This window comes from Mesorhizobium sp. USDA 3734 (assembly GCF_056279665.1).
In genome coordinates, this window is record NZ_JBWCCW010000001.1 from 6,484,182 (window position 1) to 6,500,984 (window position 16,803).

The following is a 16,803-nucleotide window of genomic DNA, read 5'->3' on the forward strand; positions in this document are numbered from 1 at the left end:
GTTCGGTCAGTCCTTCTCGCCGGAAACCAGGATCTGCAGCTTGACGTCTTCCGGCTTGCCCGCGGCCGCCCGCTCGAACGCCTTGATGCTGTCGTCGAATGGATAGGTGCCGGTTATCAGCGGATTGAGGTCGACCTTGCCTGACGCGATCAGTTGCAGGGCACGGTCGAAGATGTTGGCGTAGCGGAACACCGTCTCGATGCGCACTTCCTTCGATATGGCCGCCGGCACGTTGAGCGCCACCGGCTCGACCGGCAAGCCGACGAGGACCACCGCGCCGCCGGGGCGTACGACGTCGAACAGGTTGGCGAACGCCTTCGGGCTGCCGCTGGCCTCGAAGACGATGTCGGCCCCCCAATGGTCGGTCGCCTCAGCCACCGCATCTACCAGTGACTGCTCGCCGATGTTGACCGGGACGATGCCGGGATAGCGCGCCGCGATTTCGAGCTTTGGCGCGGAGAAGTCCGAAATCAGCACCTTCGAACAGCCGCCGGCAAGGGCTGCCAGCGCGATCATGATGCCGATCGGGCCGCAGCCGACGACGACCGCCACGTCGCCCGGAACGATGCGCGCACGGGCCGCCGCCTGCATGCCGATGGCAAAGGGTTCGACCATCGCCCCTTCGGCGAAGGAGACGTTGTCCGGCAACCTGTAGGTGAACGCCGCCGGATGGACGGCTTGCGGCGCAAGAATGCCATGCACCGGCGGCGTCGCCCAGAAGCTTACGTCGGGGTCGACATTGTAGATGCCGAGTTTTGTCGCCCGCGATGACAGGTTCGGCACGCCCGGCTCCATGCAGACGCGATCGCCGACCTTCAGTGTCCTGACATTGGTGCCAATCTCGATGATTGTCCCCGAGGCTTCGTGGCCAAGCACCATCGGCGCGCGCACGACGTAACTGCCGATGGCGCCATGGGTGTAATAGTGCACGTCGCTGCCGCAGACACCGACCGTGTGGATGGCGATCCTGACGTCGTCCGGCCCGACCTCGAGCGGCAACGCAATTTCGCGCAGGGCCAGCTCGCCCTTTTTCTCAAGCACCAGTGCCCGCATCGTGTCGTCCTCGTTTCAAGTCTTTTTTTGCCGGAAAACGGAATTCAGGAAGCCGCTGAGCACGCCGAGAAACAGAAGGGGCGGCAGCGACAGAAGCACGACCGAGGCATTCAGGATGCCCCACGGCACGTTCATGCCTTGCTGGGACAGTTCCGAAGCAACGATCGGCAAGGTCTTGGCGTTGGAGCTGGACAGCATCAGTGCGATCAGGAACTCGTTCCAGACCAGCACGAAACTGAAGGCAACAGCACCGATCAGCGAGCGCGCCGCGACGGGCAGCGCGATCCGCCAGAACACCGAATAGGCGCCGTAGCCATCGACGAAGGCGGCTTCCTCGACCTCCTTCGGAACGGCCTGGAAGGCCGGGATGGCCAGCCACATGATCACCGATATGGTGAGCAGCGAATAGGTGACGATCAGCGCCGCGAGCGTGTCGTAGAGCCCAAGCTGCAGCCAGATCACCATCAGCGGTATGGCCACCGCCACCGGCGGCAGGAAACGCAGCGACAGCACGAAGAACTGGATGTCGCCGGCCCAGCGGTTGGGGTAGCGCGCAACCGCATAGGCTGCAGGCAGGCCAAGCACGACGCCGATCAGCACCGCGACGCCGCACGCGATGACCGAGTTGTAGAGGCCGGTCATGACGCTGTCGCGGCCGATGATGTAGCTGATGTTGGCCAGCGTCGGCGTGAACACCACGCGCGGCACGCGGGTGATGATGTCGACATTGTTCTTCAGCGAATTGAGCGCCGTCCACAGCAGCGGAAACACCGCCATGAAGCCGGCAAATCCCAGAACGGCCTTGCCGATCAGGCGGCCCAGTCTCATGCGATATGGTCTCATGCCTGCACCCGCTTCCACAGCATGGTGAAGGTGATGACGGTGGCGATCATCATCAGTACGGCCATGGCCGAGGCATAGGACACCTTGCCGGACTCGATGAAGCCCTGCGAGAACGCGTACATGTCGAGGGTTTCGGTCGCCACGCCCGGTCCGCCGCGGGTCATCACATAGATCAGGTCGAAGGAGCGCAGCGACTCGATCATCTTCACGAACATCAGGCTGATGAGCGGCGCCTTCAGCATCGGCAGGGTGACGTAGGCGTGGATTTGCCAGCGCCTGGCATGATCGAGCCGTGCCGCCTCGATCGGCTGTGGTGGCAGCGTTTCCAGGAGCTTCAGCACGATGACGGCGAAGAAAAGGCCCCATTGCCAGACGTCGACCGAGGCGACCGCGAACAATGCCGTCGCCGGCTTGGACAGCGGGTCGAAGATCAGCCCGCCGGTCAGCAGCCGATAGGGATAGGTGGCGATGCCGTAGAGGGGATGGTAGGCGAACTTCCAGACGAAGGCGGCCGAGACACGCGGCAGCAGGACCGGGATGATGAACAGCAGGCAGTAGATGTTGCGCAGGCGCGGCGACGCGACCTCGAACATCAGCACGCCCAGTCCAATCGCCACGGCCATCGTCGCGACAACGGTGACGACCTCCCACTTCACCGACACCCAGACGGCGTTGAGAAAGCGGCGGTCGAAGAACAGGTCGACGAAATTCGAGAACCAGACATAGGAATAGGCTGTCGAGGACAGCTCACGGTTCTGCAGGGCGATGACGATCGCGTAGAGCGTCGGCACCATCGACAGCACCAGAAGAATGACCAGCGTCGGCACGACGAAGGTGACCGGCAAGGATGAGCGTCGGGGCATCTGTCTATCCCTGGCTGCGTCTCGAGCGATTGAACATGGCTGGGCCTTTTCGCGCGATGTCCGGCTCAAGCGGCGGTGGTGAGAAAGGGAGACCTGCGGCCACAGGCCCCGGCATTCGGTTGAATGCCGCGGACCGCGCGCCGCAGGGGGAGGATGGCCTATTTCTTCACCAGCTCGTTGGCATAGGCTTCAAGCTCGGTGAGGCCGCCCTTGATGTCGGTGCGGGTGCCGGTGACCAGTTCCTCGAGGATGATGCCCCAGCGGTCGCCAAGATCCGGCCAGCGCGGATCCTGCCAGAAATTGACTGCCGTGACCTTGCCTGTCTCGGCCAGCGCCTGACCGAGATCGGCGCCGTAGATGTCGGCAAATTCCTTGCTGGACAGGATGCTGGTGCGGTTCAGCTCGCCGAACTGGTGGGCGTCGAGCCGGCGCTTCTCGTTTTCCTTCGATGTCGCCCAGGCGATGAACAGGCCGGCGCATTTCTTCGACGCATCGTCGGCATTGGCCTTTGCCGCGATGGCGAGGCCATGGCCATAGCCACCACCGGTGAGCGGCGCCGGCGGCGGCAGGAAGCCGATCTTGCCGACCACCTGCGAGGTCTTCGGATCGACCGCCATGCCCGACAGCGGCGTCGATTCGACGAGGATGGCGACCTGGCCCGACAGGAAGGCGCCGGTCGATTCATCCCAGCTGCCGGTCTGCGTGCCGGGCGCCGAATCCTTGAACAGCTTCAGATAGGTTTCGGTCGCCTTGACGGCGGCATCCGAGTTGAAGGCCGGCTTGTCGCCGTCGAACCACTGGCCGCCATAGGCCTTGAAGAACGGCATCCAGCGCCAGACATTGGCGCCCGAACCGCGTGCGCCACGCAGCGCGATGCCATAAATGCCCTTGTCCGGATTGGTCAGCTTCGGCACGTCGGCGATCAGTTCGTCCAGCGTCTTCGGCGGCTGGATTCCGGCCGCTTCCAGGATATCCTTGCGGTAGACCATCAGGTCACCACCGCCGGTCAGCGGCGCGAACCAGACCTTGCCGTCATAGGTGGCGACCTTCTGGCGGCCCGGATCGAAATCGGCATAGTCATAGTCCGCCGGATAGTAGTCGGTGAGCGGCACGATCCATTTCGACGAGGCAAACAGCGCCACGTTGGCTTCGTCGACATAGTAGACGTTGTAGTTGCCAACGGTGGACGCATCGGCGCGCGATTTCGCCCGGCGGTCGTTCTCGTTCAGATAATCGATCTGGAAGCTGGCGCCGGCAAGCTTCTGGAACTCGTCCTTGGAGTCCTCCAGAAGCGTTAGGCCGTCGCGTGGCTGCGCCAGCACCTTGACAGGCGCCGAGCAGACCGGCGCCTGCGCCAAGGCGATGGTGGAAACGGTAGCGGAAAGCATAAAAGCTGCGCCAAGGCTGGCAGCAAGCCGAACTGGTTTCATGATCTTTTCTCCTCCAGGAAAACGTCGCAGGAAGCGGAAGTCCTCGGGTTACGCGATCCTCACCATCGCCCGAGTGACATGCCACCCATCGCCAAGATGCGGAGTTACGGCGAGCCACGCTAGAAGCCTCGTTGCAACAGACCTGTACTTTTATGCATTGTGCAGCGCAAAAACTGGTGCCCGGCCACGGAGCCTGTCACATGAGTATCGATTGGGTCTGAGACGTTGTTTTCAGGAGGCGCTCACGCCCGCATAGTCAGCCGCTGTCGCGACAGCCTTCGGTAGGACGATGGCGTCATCCGATGCTTGCGCATGAACGCCCGGTTGAAGTTCGAGATGTTCATGTAGCCGACCTGGAAACAGATGTCGGTGATCGGAATATCGGTGTCCGCCAAGAGCTTGCAGGCCTGCCACAGCCTGAGCTTGGCAAGGTGGTCGCTGAAGCTGTTGCCGGTGTTCTTCTGGAAGAACCGCGAAAACGTGCTCTCCGTCATGCCGGCCAGTTCCGCCATTTCCGGCAGCTTCAGATCTTCGGCGAAATGCTGGAACAGATAGGTCAGTGTGCGCTGGATGATGTCCAGCGAGGCCGCATCGAGAACCGGCGAGAAATCCGGTGACGACAACAATTCGTATTCGTCGGTCCTGGCGAGAAGATCGACGAGGTTCAGGAACAGACAAAACCTGCTTAGCCCGCTAACCTCGCCCATCTGCTCCATCAGCTCAGCGCCTTCCAATGCGGCCCGGCCGTGAAAGACCATCCCGCGCAGCGAGCGTTCGAGGAACGGTTCCAGTTCACGCAATTCCGGCAAAAGGCCTGCCGACCCCCGCAGCCTCTGCGCATCGAACTGCAGGACGATGTCGCGGCCTTCGATCAGCTCTCCTGGCTGTACCGCGGTCACCCAATCATGCGGCAGCCCGCCACCGACGATGGTCAGGTAGCCCGGCCCGAACTCGCCGATGTGATCGCCGACCAGCACCACGCCGGAGGACTTTCGCAGCAGATGGATCTCGTATTCCGGATGGAAGTTCCAGACATTGCGTTCCCAGGGGTAGTCGTCGAGCCGCCACAGGAAACTGTCGCTCGCTTCGGTGACGATGTGCTCGAAGGACGGCGCCGTGCGTGGGATCGCGGCCGGATTCTTCCTGCGCCTGAACTGCATTCTGCCTCCTGGAGAATCCGGGAACTGTCGTCGCACCTCGTCGTCCATGCAATCCGTAGCAGCCCACCGCCTGCATGTGAAATAGACCTCAGCGGCGAGCATGGGTGGTCCGAGTGTTCCGGCTGGCTCAATCCGTTCCCGCCCCTCCTCTCTTGCCTTCATGTCGCGTTTCGTCCAAAAGCTGGCGCAAACGCCGCGAAACCGAAGGTTTTGCCGTTTGACATGCGGATTCCGGCTCCTTGCCGACGCGCCGCAACTGGAAAGAGCAGGAAAATGTCTGCGATCGAAGCCGGCGCTCGCGCGCCGGAAAATCTTTGGCGTCAGGAAATCAGGGCGACGCTGGCGCTCGCCTGGCCGATGGTGCTGACCAATCTCGGCCAGACCGCGATGACGGCCACCGACGTCATGATGATGGGTCGTCTGGGGCCCGATACGCTGGCCAGCGGCGCGCTTGGCGCCAACCTCTATTTCATGCCACTGATCTTCGGGCTCGGCCTGATGCTGGCAACCTCGCCGATGATCGCCACCGAGCTTGGCCGCCGCCGCTATTCGGTGCGCGACCTGCGCCGCACCGTGCGCCAGGGCCTGTGGCTGGCGATCCTGATCTCGATCCCGATCTGGCTCGTGCTCTGGCACGGCGAAGCCATTCTTTTGGCCATGGGCCAGGACCCGGTGCTGGCCCATCAGGCCGGCATCTATCTGCGCTGGCTCGAATGGGCGGTGCTGCCGTTCTACGGTTATATCGTGCTGCGCTCGTTCATCTCGGCGCTGGAACGGCCGGGCTGGGCGCTGGTCATCGTCTTCGTCGCTGTCGCCTGCAACGTCTTCTTCAACTGGGTGTTTATGTTCGGCAATCTCGGCGTCGCCCCGATGGGCATTGCCGGGTCGGGCCTTGCCACCTCGCTGTCCAGCACGCTGATGTTCGTCGGCATGGCTGTCGTGGTGATGCTGGAGACGAAGTTTCGGCGCTACCGTCTGTTCGGGCGTTTCTGGCGCGCCGACTGGCCGCGCTTCAAGGGCCTGTTGCGGCTCGGCCTGCCGATTGCCGGCATTCTCGCCTTCGAGGTGACGATCTTCAATGCGGCAGCGCTGCTGATGGGCCTGATCGATGCGGATTCGCTGGCCGCGCACGCGATCGCCATCCAGATCGCCTCGATCAGCTTCATGGTGCCGCTAGGCCTCAACCAGGCGGTGACGGTGCGTGTCGGCCTTGCGCACGGCGCCGGCAATCCGGAAGGCGTTTCGCGCGCCGGCTGGACCGCCTTTGTCATCGGCGTTTCGTTCATGGCCCTGATGGGACTGGTGATGATCCTGTGGCCGCATCCGCTGATCAGCGCCTTCATCGATCTGGGCAATCCGGCCAATGCCAGGGTGATCGCGCTTGCCGTGTCGTTCCTGGCCTTTGCCGCGCTGTTCCAGGTCTTCGACGGCGCACAGGCGGTGGCCGCCGGCATGCTGCGCGGCCTGCACGACACCAAGGTGCCGATGATCTACGCCGCGATCGGCTATTGGGGCGTCGGCCTGCCGCTCGGCGTGCTGCTCGCCTTCCATTTCGGCTTGCATGGCGTCGGCATCTGGATCGGCCTGTCGTCGGGGCTGGCCGTGGTGGCGGCGCTGCTTCTCGGGCGCTGGCTGCGGCGGGACCGATTGGCGCCGCCCTTGGCGTTTGGGCATTGAGAGCAAAAGCGGCCCCCGTTTCAGCGGCCGTTTGTTCTAACATTGTGGCTCATTAAACTGCGCCGGCAGAACTGCAGTGAAACGTCCGCTAAGCGCCGTGAGCCGGCGCTTGGCACCCAGGCAATGAACGTCTCAATAGGGCCGAGAGCGGAACTATGTTCCCTTCACGATTCTCGGTTTAGTCGGTCGGCGGGACTGAGCCGCGCTCTCGAGGGCCAAGGCCAATCGCTTCTCGTCTTCGAGGGCGCGATCGACTGCCTCAATTTCCTCCTGGAGCGCCTTCAGCTCGGCTCCGTAGCTGGACCCATCGCTGTCCCCTATCTGAAAGCCACTTGCCCGCATTGCGTCGCGAGTATGGTGCACGTTGCGGACTCCTTCGCGTCGAGTCGCGACCAGGATTTCCCTGAACTCTTCAAGACGTTCAATGTGATTGCGAGTCATTGCGTTCTCCTATTTTCGTCGTTCATCGTCGCCGACGGCGATTCAAAACGGCTAAAACTTACGGCGCACACGGTTTAGGTGATTACAGGAGATACTCTCGACAAAGCATGAGTGCGGAAGCTCAAATTTGAACGTTTTGCAACAACGTGCGCGCGGCAGGTGGAATTTGGCTTGAGAGCCGACCGATCCCCTCCGCCCTTGAACGACCAAAGAAAGCGCTAGTCGCAGGGACGGCTTGCAGTCGCAGTCTATGTTCGCCAACACACCATGCCTGCGCCTCAGCGCGCCGGCGCCTGCTTTTCGAGCTTGCGCGCGTATTGCGTCAGCGGAAAGCACATGACGAAGAAGATCAGCGCGACCAGCCCGTAGACCTTGAACGGTTCGAAGGTGGCGTTGTTGATGGCGTTGGAGGTTCGCACCAGCTCCTCGAAGCCGATGATCGAGGTCAGCGCCGTCGATTTGATCAGCTGTACCAGGAAGCCGACGGTCGGCGCACGGGTGATCGAAAAGGCCTGCGGCAGGATGATCAGCCGCAGCTCCTGCAGATAGTGCAGGCCGAGGCTGGCGCCGGCGTCCCATTGGCCTAATGGCAGCGCCGCGACGCCGGAGCGCCAGATTTCGGCCAGATAGGCGCTGGCGAAGAAGGTGAGGCCAAGTACCGCCGCCGTCCACGGCTCGATGCGCAAACCCAGCATCGGCAGGCCGAAGAACATCAGGAACAGCTGCATCAAGAGCGGCGTTCCCTGGAACAGGGCGATGTAGCCTGAGGCGATGCGCCGGCTCCATTTATTCTCAGCGATCCTGAAGAACAACACGATCAGGCCGACGATGCCGCCGCCGATGAAGGCGGCCAGCGACAAAAGCACCGTCCAGCGGGCGGCGAGCAGCAGGTTGCGCACGATGTCCCAGAAGGTGAATTCGATCATGACACGCCAGCCCCCAGGACGCGGCGTCCGCCCGTGACCAGCAGTCGGCGCAAGGCCATCGACAGGACGAGATAGACCATCGTCACGACAAAATAGGTCTCGAAGGAACGGAAGGTGCGCGCCTGCAGCATGTCAGCCTCGTAGGTCAGCTCGCGCACCGCGATCTGCGACACCACGGCCGACTCCAGCATCATGATGACGATCTGGCTGGTCAGCGCCGGAAAGATCACCTTGAGCGCCTGCGGCAGCACGATCTTGATGAACACCTGGCGTGGCCGCAGGCCAAGCGCGAGCGCTGCTTCCGTCTGTCCGTGAGGCACGGCGTCAAGCCCAGCGCCGACGATCTCGATGGTGTAGGCCGCCATGTTGAGCGTCATCGCCAGGATGGCGGCCAGCACCGGATCGAGCCTGATGCCGAGGCTGGGCAGGCCGAAGAAGATGAAGAACAACTGCACCAGGAACGGCGTGTTGCGGATGATCTCGACGTACCACGCGATGGCCCGCCTGAGCAGCGCCGGGCCGTTTCGGCGACCCGCGGCACCCAGGATGCTGAGGAACGTTCCCGCGAGCGTGGTCACGGCGATCAACAGGATCGTCGTGAGTGCTCCGCGCGCGATGTCGCCGACGGCACCTGGAAGCCAGGCAAAAGCCACGGAAACTCAATCCTTGAGGTTGTCGGGATTGAGCGGCGTCTTCAGCCAGGCCTTCGAGCTCTCGTCGAGCTTGCCGTCCGCCAGCATCTTGGCGACGGCATCGTTGACCGCCTTCTTGAGACTGTCCTCGTTCTTGTTGAGGCCGATATGCGAAGGCGAGGTCAGAAGCTGGAATTTCTGCTCCGGCTTCAGTGCGTCCTGCTTGGCCAGCACCTGCGCGCCGACGTCGTTGCCGACGACCATCAGCTGGGTCTGGCCGGAGATGAAGGCCTGGATCACTGAATTGTAGTTGTCGAAGCGCTTGATGTCGGCCGACGCGGGGGCGGCTTCAGTGAGCGAGGTGTCTTCGAGCGTGCCGCGGTTGACGGCGATCGACTTGTCGGCAAGATCCTCCTTGCCCTTGACCGCCAGTGCCGCCGGACCGATCACGGCGATGTAGTAGGGCGCGTAGGCGACAGCGAAATCGATGACCTGCTCGCGTTCCTTCGAATAGCCGACGCTCATCAGGATATCGACTCGGTGGTCGTTGAGGTACGGGATGCGATTCTGGCCGGTGACGGCGACGGGATTGAGCTTCACCTTGAGCGTGTCGGCAATGTATTGCGCGACATCCATGTCATAGCCCTTGAGGCTCATGTCGGCGCTGGCCGAGGAGAACGGCGGAAAATCGGCGAAGACGCCGACATTGATGGCTCCGGCCTTGGTGATGTCTGCCAGCGCATCGGCGCTGGCAGCCTGAATTGCGAGGCCGAAACCGGCCGTGCCAAGCATCAGCACGGCAGCGATGGATGTAAATGTCTTGCGGATCGTCATTGTTATTCCCCTGTCTGGACGCTTTGTTTGTTTGATACGGCCGCCGGCTCCAGCGCGGCGGCCGCCTTTGCTTTTCTGAACGTCAGGCTCCCTTGCCTGTTATCGCCGGGCTGAACACCATCAGGCTCAGTATCTCGAACAGCACCTGTGCGGCGGCATGCGCCGTGTTGGTGGTCGCGTCATATTGCGGCGCCACCTCGACGACGTCGCCGCCGACGATGTTGAGGCCCTTGAGGCCGCGCAGCAGTTCGAGCACTTCGCGCGTCGTCAGCCCGCCGATTTCCGGCGTACCTGTGCCGGGCGCGAAGGCCGGATCGACGCTGTCGATGTCGAAGGAGACATAGGTCGGCCCGTCGCCGACGATCTTGCGCGCCTTCTCGATGATGGCCGGAATGCCGAGACCGGTCACCTCCTCGGCATGGACCACGGTCATGCCGGACTCATAGGTGAACTCCCACAGATATTCGGCCGAGCCGCGGATGCCGATCTGGATGGTGCGCGTCGGATCGAGCACGCCGTCGAGCACCGCGTTGCGGAACGGCCCGCCATGGTGGAACTTGGTCATGTCGAACAGGCCACTGGTGTCGCAATGGGCGTCGATATGGATGAGGCCGACCGGCGCCTTCTTGCCGACGGCCTTCAGGATCGGATGGCTGATCGAATGGTCGCCACCGATCGACAGCGGGATGACGCCGGCATCGACGATCTGGTTGGTGCGGCGCTCGATGTCCTCATGGCTGATCTCCAGCCGGTAGCGGCTGCGGAACGGCGTATCGCCGATGTCGGCGACCCGAAGTTCATGCGTCGGCGCGCATTCCAGCACGTGATTGTAGGGACCAATGCGCTCGATGGCGCGCAACGCCCTTGGCCCGAAGCGGGAGCCCGGCCGGTTGGTGACGCCGAGATCCATCGGCACGCCGATCATCGCCACCTGCAAATCGCCGAAATCCGGATTGTCGGCTGATATTTCGCGGTAGGGCGCGGCGAGGAAGGTCGGAATGCCGGAATAGGGCGCCAGCCGCGTGCCGCTCTTGGAAAAGATCTTGTCGGCGACCTTGCGGAATTTCGGGTCGAACATTTCGCCGCCATGGCTTTCACCATATTTGCGACGCAACGCGTCGAGCTTGCCGCGATCGTAACCCATCTGCACTCCTCCTGCCGGGCTGATGCAGTGCGACCGTTGGCGATGCCTGGCGAACCGACCGTCATCCGGCCGGGTCGCTGTCCCGCTGGCTGCCTGCAGATTTCACGTCTTGATGCTGTTCCGGGCTCAAGTGTCTGGCAGCGGCATTGAAAAATCAATTGATATTGTTAGGGTGTTTCTTGTGAGAAAATCTCACAATGAACTCTGGGCACGATCTCATCCGAAAACCGGCCTCCGCTTTTCGGGATCGTGCTTCAATGGATGCTCATGACCAAGCGCCTGCCGCCCCTCAATCCGCTGCGCGCCTTCGAGGCAACGGCCCGGCATGGCTCGCTGACTAAGGCGGCCAGTGAGCTGAATGTCACGCACGGCGCCATCAGCCACCAGATCAAGGCGCTCGAGCAGTCGCTCGGCGTCAAGCTGTTCGAGCGGGTCGGCCAGCGGGTCAAGCTGACACCGCACGGCGCGGAGTTGCTGCCGGCGGTATCGACCGCCTTCGACAGCATCGCCGCCGCCACCCAGCGCATGACAAGGCCAGCGAGCAGCGGCACACTTTCAGTCTCCTGCGTGCCGGCGCTGCTGTTGCTGTGGATGACACCGCGGCTCGGCAGTTTCATGGCGCAATATCCCGACATCATGCTGACGCTTATCCCCTCCAATGACCCCAAGGATCTGCGGGCGCCGAACATCGATGTCTGCGTGCATTACGGCGACGGCAGCTGGACCGATTGCTGGATACGCAAATGGTCGGGCCTCGAACTCTTTCCCGTGGTCAGCCCGACCTTGATCAACAACCGCCCGATCCGCAGCGTCAGGGACCTTGCCGACCATGTCTTCCTGCATGGCGACGACGGCCGCGAATGGCACACCTGGCTGGCGGCGGCCGATGCGCTGGACCTGGAGCGGGGCCGCCGCCATCACCTTGGCGATGCGCGCATGGCGACCGAGGCGGCAGTGCATGGCCACGGCGTGGCGTTGGGCGATTCGGTGACGGCAAGCGCGCTGCTGGCAAGGGGCATGCTCGTCGCGCCGTTCAGCCTGTCGGTGCCGGCGGTCGACGACTTCTATGTCGTCTGCCGCAACGAGATGAGAGCTACGCCGATCGTGCAGGTGTTCATCGACTGGCTGTTTGCCGAGAAGGCGCAGGACGACGGCCGCGCCGACGCCCCGGTGGCTGGCCGCATCGTCAGCCGCCGCAAGCGTCCGGCGCTCAGGGTCATCGGCGCCAAAACCGGGACCTGACACCTCAGCGACCGACGGTGGTCGTCCGTCCATGCAGGGTTTTCTTTTTGTCGGGCCAGCCTGAAACCGGGAAGCGTTTTGGCCAATTCGATGCTATGAGGCCTGTCGCGGTTGTGGATTGCTGGCAGCGAAGGCGGTGTTGAGACATGGCTAAGACCGATATTGCGCGGCGGGTCTACAACCACACATGGAAGCTCGATCCGATCGTGCGCAGCCTGCTCGACACGGATTTCTACAAGCTTTTGATGCTGCAGATGATCTGGGGCATGTATCCCAAGGTCGACACCACCTTCTCGCTGATCAACCGCACAACTTCGGTGCGCCTTGCCAACGAGATCGATGAAGGCGAACTGCGCGAGCAGCTCGACCACGCCCGCACGCTGCGATTCTCCAAGAAGGAGATGATCTGGCTCGGCGGCAACAATTTCTACGGCCGCAAGCAGATCTTCGAGCCTGAATTCCTCGCCTGGCTGGAAGGCTTCCGGCTGCCCGAATACGAGCTGTCGAAGCGCGACGGCCAGTACGAGCTGACCTTCAGCGGGCCATGGATGTACACCACGCTGTGGGAGATCCCGGCGCTGGCGATCATCAACGAACTGAGATCTCGCGCGGCCATGCGGGCGTTCGGGCCGTTCGCGCTCGACGTGCTCTATGCCCGCGCCAAGGCCAAGATGTGGGCCAAGACCGAGCGGCTGAAGGCTTTGCCCGGCATTCGCATTTCCGATTTCGGCACGCGCCGGCGCCATTCCTTCCTGTGGCAGCGCTGGTGCGTCGAGGCGTTGAAGGAAGGCATCGGTGAAGCGTTCACCGGCACCTCCAACGTGCTTCTGGCGATGGACAACGATCTCGAAGCGCTCGGCACCAACGCGCATGAACTGCCGATGGTGTTTGCCGCACTCGCCAATTCGGAAAAAGAGCTGAAACAGTCGCCCTACAAGGTGCTGCAGGACTGGCAGCGTTACTATGGCGGCAATCTGCTGATCGTGCTGCCCGACGCCTTCGGCACCGCATCGTTCCTGCGCGACGCGCCGGACTGGGTCGCTGATTGGACCGGCTTCCGCCCCGACAGCGCACCGCCGATCGAGGGTGGCGAAAAAATCCTGTCCTGGTGGCGCGACAAGGGCAAGGATCCCCGGCAGAAACTGCTGATCTTCTCCGACGGGCTCGAGGTCGAAACGATCGAGGAAACCTACCGCCACTTCAAGGGCAAGGTGCGCATGTCCTTCGGCTGGGGCACCAATTTGACCAATGATTTCGAGGGCTGCGCGCCGACGGAAACCAACAGCCTGGACGCCATATCGCTGGTCTGCAAGGTCACCGAAGCCAATGGCCGCCCGGCGGTGAAGTTGTCAGACAATCCGGCCAAGGCAACCGGCGACGAGAAAGAGATCGAGCGGTATTTGCGGATTTTTGGCGAGAAGGACCGCGTGGAGCAACTGGTCAAGGTGTGAGGGGTGGTGTGCTCGCAAGTGACATGACCGCCAAGTCGCATTCCTTCACACCCCCCTCTGTCCTGCCGGACATCTCCCCCGCAAGGGGGGAGATTGGCCGCTTCGACCGGCCCGCCTTTTTCTCCGACGTTGAAAATTGGCGAAAGCCTGAACGACATCCGATCTCCCCCCTTGCGGGGGAGATGGCCGGCAGGCCAGAGGGAGGTGCTAAGGATCGCGGCGGCGAAGGTTGTTGCCTCTTAAAGACAAGCTTCACTTGCTTATTCGCTTCTCTTCCCACCCCCGCCTTCGCGCACGCCTCAGACCGCGGCCACGTCCTGCTGTTGCCCACCGGCTACTACCTGATCGGCGGCGCCTTTGCCGTTGCCGTCAGCTTCCTCGTCCTGGCGCTGCTGCCGGCGGATTGGCTTGACCGCTTCTGGCGCCGCCGCCTGCCGCTTTTCGCCCTCAGTGACCGCGCCCACACTGTTGTCCGCGTGATATCCTTTGCCGGCTTAGCAATCCTCATCACCGCCGGCGTTTTCGGCAGCCGCGACCCGCTTTCCAACCCACTGCCTTTGGTGATCTGGACGCTGCTGTGGGCTGGCATCACCTTGCTGCAGGGCGTCTTCGGCGATCTCTGGTCCTGGATAAACCCTTGGTTTGGGCCGTGGCGTCTCGTCTCGCGCCTGTGGGGCGGAAACAATGAAGGAAGATGGTGTCTCCCGCGATGGCTCGGCTGCTGGCCGGCCGTCTTGCTGTTCTTCGCCTTTGCCTGGTTCGAACTCATCGATCCGGCGCCCGACGATCCGGCTCGGCTGGCCTTGGCCGCCGGCCTCTACTGGTCGCTCACCTTCCTTGCCATGCTGGCGTTCGGCTATCGAAACTGGAGCCGCAGCGGCGAATTCCTGACGATTTTCTTCTCTATGGTGGCGCGTTTCGCTATCGTCGAGCGCAACGAAAACGGCCGGCTTGCCCTGTGCTGGCCGGGCGCCAAACTGCTGACCGCCGAACCGTTGCCGACCAGCGGCATTGCCTTCCTGCTGCTGGCCCTGTCGTCGGTCTCGTTCGACGGCCTGTCGAAAACCTTCTTCTGGCTTGGCCTGTTCGGCATCAACCCGCTCGAATTTCCCGGCCGCACCGCGCTGATCGGCAGCGGCACGCTCGGGCTCGTCCTGACATTCGTGCTGCTGGCGGCGGTGTTCCTGCTCGCCGTCTGGCTCGGCCAGCGTCTCGCAAGGAGTGATCACACTCTCGGCCAGGCGGCTGGACTGCTGGTCTGGTCGATCGTGCCGATCGCGCTCGCCTATCATGTCGCGCATTATCTGACGGCGCTGCTCGTCGACGGCCAGTATGCACTTGCAGCACTTTCCGACCCGTTCGCGCTGGGCTGGAACCTGTTCGGCACCGCCGACATGCAGATCGAGGCCGGCATCGTTGCCGGGGCGGACTCGGCGTGGTGGCTATGGAATGTCCAGGCCGGCGCCATCATCCTTGGCCATGTGCTCGCCGTCCTCGTCGCCCACGGCTTCACCTGGCGCCTGCACCCGCAGCCTGCCCGCGCAGCACTCAGCCAGTTCCCGCTCACTCTGCTGATGATCGCCTATACCGTCTTCGGTCTCTGGTTGCTTGCCACGCCGACCGTCGGATGAGAAAAGGGCGGCCCCGATGTCGTTGGGGAACGTCGCTTGCCACATCAAGGCTTTGGTGATTTAGTTTGTACACATGCAATTTTTTGCACCCTCTGAGCGAGGATGCCGAAGCCGCCTTATCGTTGGTCAAGACTGAAAAACAGGGGAACGAACATGGCTGACAAGAACGGATTTTTCGACCTCTCCAAGACTCGCCTCACCTCCAAGACTGCCCTCACCCGCCGCACGGCGCTGAAGGGTCTGGCCGCGGGCGCCGGCCTCGCCGTCGCACCGGGCTTCGTCCGTTATTCCCAGGCGCAGAGTTCGGCGCCGATCAAGATCGGCTTCCAGTCGCACCGCACCGGCATCGGCGCCGCCTATGGCCGCTGGTACGAAAAGACCACCGCTGCCGCGGTCAAGGCGATCAATGCCGCCGGCGGCATCAATGGCCGCCAGGTCGAGGTGATCATCGAGGATGACGGTACCGATCCCGGCCGCGGCGCCGAAGTGGTCGGCAAGTTCGCCACCCAGCACAAGACCGACATCGTCTTCGGCACGCTGTTCTCGCATGTCGTCATCGGCTCGGCGCCCGCCGCCGGCGAAAACAAGATGCCCTATTTCGTCGTCAGCGAAGGCCACCACGTCGCCTCGACCAAGCTGAACCGCTATGTCTTCCAGCCCGGCATCACCGACGTGAAGAGCCAGATCCAGTCGATGGCGCCGTGGATCGCGGCCAATGCCGGCAAGAAGGTGACGCAGATATTCCCGGATTTCGCCTTCGGCTACGACCATCGCGACTATCTGCCGCCAGCACTGAAGGCGCAAGGCGCCGAGGTCATCGCGCAGATCGCCATCCCGCCGACGGAATCGTCCTTCACCAAATACTTCCCGCAAATCCCGGCCGAGACCGAGGTGATCTACCACGTGATGGTCGGCCCGGCCGTGCTCACCTTCGTCAAGGAGCTCGGCGAGTTCTACGGCTCCAACCGGCCGCAGTTGTTCGGCTTCATCGATTCGCTCGAGGCCACCGACATCAACAGCCCCGGGCTGGAGTTCCTCGACGGCAGCCATTTCTGGGAAGGCTCGCCGCGCTATGCACAAGCCGATGATTCCGAGGCGCAAAAGGCCTATCGTGCCGCTGTCGGCATCGACGACAATGGCGCTGCCGTCGGCGACCCCAAGGACGTCTCCACCGCCGCCCACATGTTCGGCTGCTGGGAAACGCTCTACGTCGTCAAGAAGGCGATGGAAGATGCCGGCTACAAGGGACCGGAAGACCGCGCCAAGCTGGTCGAGGCGACCGAAGCGCTAACCGAATTCGCCGAGGGTCCGGAGCATCCGCAGGGACCGAAAACCTTCAACGGCAAGATCCACCAGTGTTTTGGCATCCAGAACATCTCCAAGGTCGAAGGCGGCAAGCTGAAGGTCGTGCACAAGACCAAGATCGAGGACGGGCTTTACGAGGCCGAAGGGGATTATACGACGCAAGCGCTGTGA

General features: G+C 62.7%; 15 protein-coding genes. 5 read left to right on the forward strand and 10 right to left on the reverse strand.

Annotation, left to right across the window (positions count from 1 at the left end; all coding sequences use genetic code 11):
* Positions 1 to 6 precede the first annotated feature (6 nt).
* The 5 genes from ACZ89F_RS30985 to ACZ89F_RS31005 all read right to left on the reverse strand — a co-directional run bounded on the left by ACZ89F_RS30985 (position 7) and on the right by ACZ89F_RS31005 (position 5,349).
* Complete coding sequence (locus ACZ89F_RS30985) at positions 7 to 1,053, reverse strand: NAD(P)-dependent alcohol dehydrogenase (RefSeq protein ID WP_476095977.1); 1,047 nt, start codon at positions 1,051 to 1,053, stop codon at positions 7 to 9.
* 15 nt (positions 1,054 to 1,068) lie between these two features.
* Positions 1,069 to 1,881, reverse strand: a complete 813-nt coding sequence (locus ACZ89F_RS30990; protein ID WP_476095978.1) for a carbohydrate ABC transporter permease — start codon at positions 1,879 to 1,881, stop codon at positions 1,069 to 1,071.
* Between the two features lie 11 nt (positions 1,882 to 1,892).
* The gene (locus tag ACZ89F_RS30995; RefSeq protein ID WP_476095979.1) at positions 1,893 to 2,759 is read right to left on the reverse strand and encodes a carbohydrate ABC transporter permease; all 867 of its coding nucleotides are present in this window, start codon (positions 2,757 to 2,759) and stop codon (positions 1,893 to 1,895) included.
* 158 nt (positions 2,760 to 2,917) lie between these two features.
* On the reverse strand, positions 2,918 to 4,189 hold the full coding sequence (locus ACZ89F_RS31000) for an ABC transporter substrate-binding protein (RefSeq protein WP_476095980.1): 1,272 nt from the start codon (positions 4,187 to 4,189) through the stop codon (positions 2,918 to 2,920).
* A 242-nt stretch (positions 4,190 to 4,431) separates the two neighbouring features.
* Positions 4,432 to 5,349 (reverse strand): cupin domain-containing protein, encoded by a 918-nt coding sequence (locus tag ACZ89F_RS31005; RefSeq protein WP_476095981.1) that lies wholly within the window; start codon positions 5,347 to 5,349, stop codon positions 4,432 to 4,434.
* Positions 5,350 to 5,622: 273 nt separating this feature from the next.
* Here ACZ89F_RS31005 and ACZ89F_RS31010 point away from each other — a divergent pair, with 273 nt between their 5' ends.
* Positions 5,623 to 7,026 carry an MATE family efflux transporter gene (locus ACZ89F_RS31010; protein WP_476095982.1) on the forward strand — a complete coding sequence of 468 codons (1,404 nt, stop codon included), beginning with the start codon at positions 5,623 to 5,625 and terminating at the stop codon, positions 7,024 to 7,026.
* A 153-nt stretch (positions 7,027 to 7,179) separates the two neighbouring features.
* On the opposite strand, the gene ACZ89F_RS31015 is transcribed toward ACZ89F_RS31010, so the two are convergent.
* From ACZ89F_RS31015 to speB, 5 genes are all read right to left on the reverse strand, one after another.
* Complete coding sequence (locus ACZ89F_RS31015; RefSeq protein WP_476095983.1) at positions 7,180 to 7,467, reverse strand: hypothetical protein; 288 nt, start codon at positions 7,465 to 7,467, stop codon at positions 7,180 to 7,182.
* Between the two features lie 278 nt (positions 7,468 to 7,745).
* Positions 7,746 to 8,393 carry an amino acid ABC transporter permease gene (locus tag ACZ89F_RS31020; protein ID WP_476095984.1) on the reverse strand — a complete coding sequence of 216 codons (648 nt, stop codon included), beginning with the start codon at positions 8,391 to 8,393 and terminating at the stop codon, positions 7,746 to 7,748.
* Entirely contained in the window at positions 8,390 to 9,046 is a 657-nt protein-coding gene (locus ACZ89F_RS31025; RefSeq protein WP_476095985.1) for an amino acid ABC transporter permease, read from the reverse strand. Before ACZ89F_RS31025 ends, ACZ89F_RS31020 begins: the two co-directional genes overlap by 4 nt.
* 6 nt (positions 9,047 to 9,052) lie before the next feature.
* On the reverse strand, positions 9,053 to 9,859 hold the full coding sequence (locus ACZ89F_RS31030; RefSeq protein ID WP_476095986.1) for a transporter substrate-binding domain-containing protein: 807 nt from the start codon (positions 9,857 to 9,859) through the stop codon (positions 9,053 to 9,055).
* Between the two features lie 82 nt (positions 9,860 to 9,941).
* On the reverse strand, positions 9,942 to 11,003 hold the full coding sequence (gene speB, locus ACZ89F_RS31035) for an agmatinase (protein ID WP_476095987.1): 1,062 nt from the start codon (positions 11,001 to 11,003) through the stop codon (positions 9,942 to 9,944).
* Between the two features lie 267 nt (positions 11,004 to 11,270).
* Here speB and gcvA point away from each other — a divergent pair, with 267 nt between their 5' ends.
* From gcvA to ACZ89F_RS31055, 4 genes are all read left to right on the forward strand, one after another.
* Positions 11,271 to 12,245, forward strand: a complete 975-nt coding sequence (gene gcvA, locus ACZ89F_RS31040; protein ID WP_476095988.1) for a transcriptional regulator GcvA — start codon at positions 11,271 to 11,273, stop codon at positions 12,243 to 12,245.
* A 146-nt stretch (positions 12,246 to 12,391) separates the two neighbouring features.
* Entirely contained in the window at positions 12,392 to 13,696 is a 1,305-nt protein-coding gene (gene pncB / locus ACZ89F_RS31045) for a nicotinate phosphoribosyltransferase (protein WP_476095989.1), read from the forward strand.
* A 182-nt stretch (positions 13,697 to 13,878) separates the two neighbouring features.
* The gene (locus tag ACZ89F_RS31050; protein ID WP_476095990.1) at positions 13,879 to 15,327 is read left to right on the forward strand and encodes a hypothetical protein; all 1,449 of its coding nucleotides are present in this window, start codon (positions 13,879 to 13,881) and stop codon (positions 15,325 to 15,327) included.
* A 153-nt stretch (positions 15,328 to 15,480) separates the two neighbouring features.
* Positions 15,481 to 16,803 carry an ABC transporter substrate-binding protein gene (locus tag ACZ89F_RS31055; protein ID WP_476095991.1) on the forward strand — a complete coding sequence of 441 codons (1,323 nt, stop codon included), beginning with the start codon at positions 15,481 to 15,483 and terminating at the stop codon, positions 16,801 to 16,803.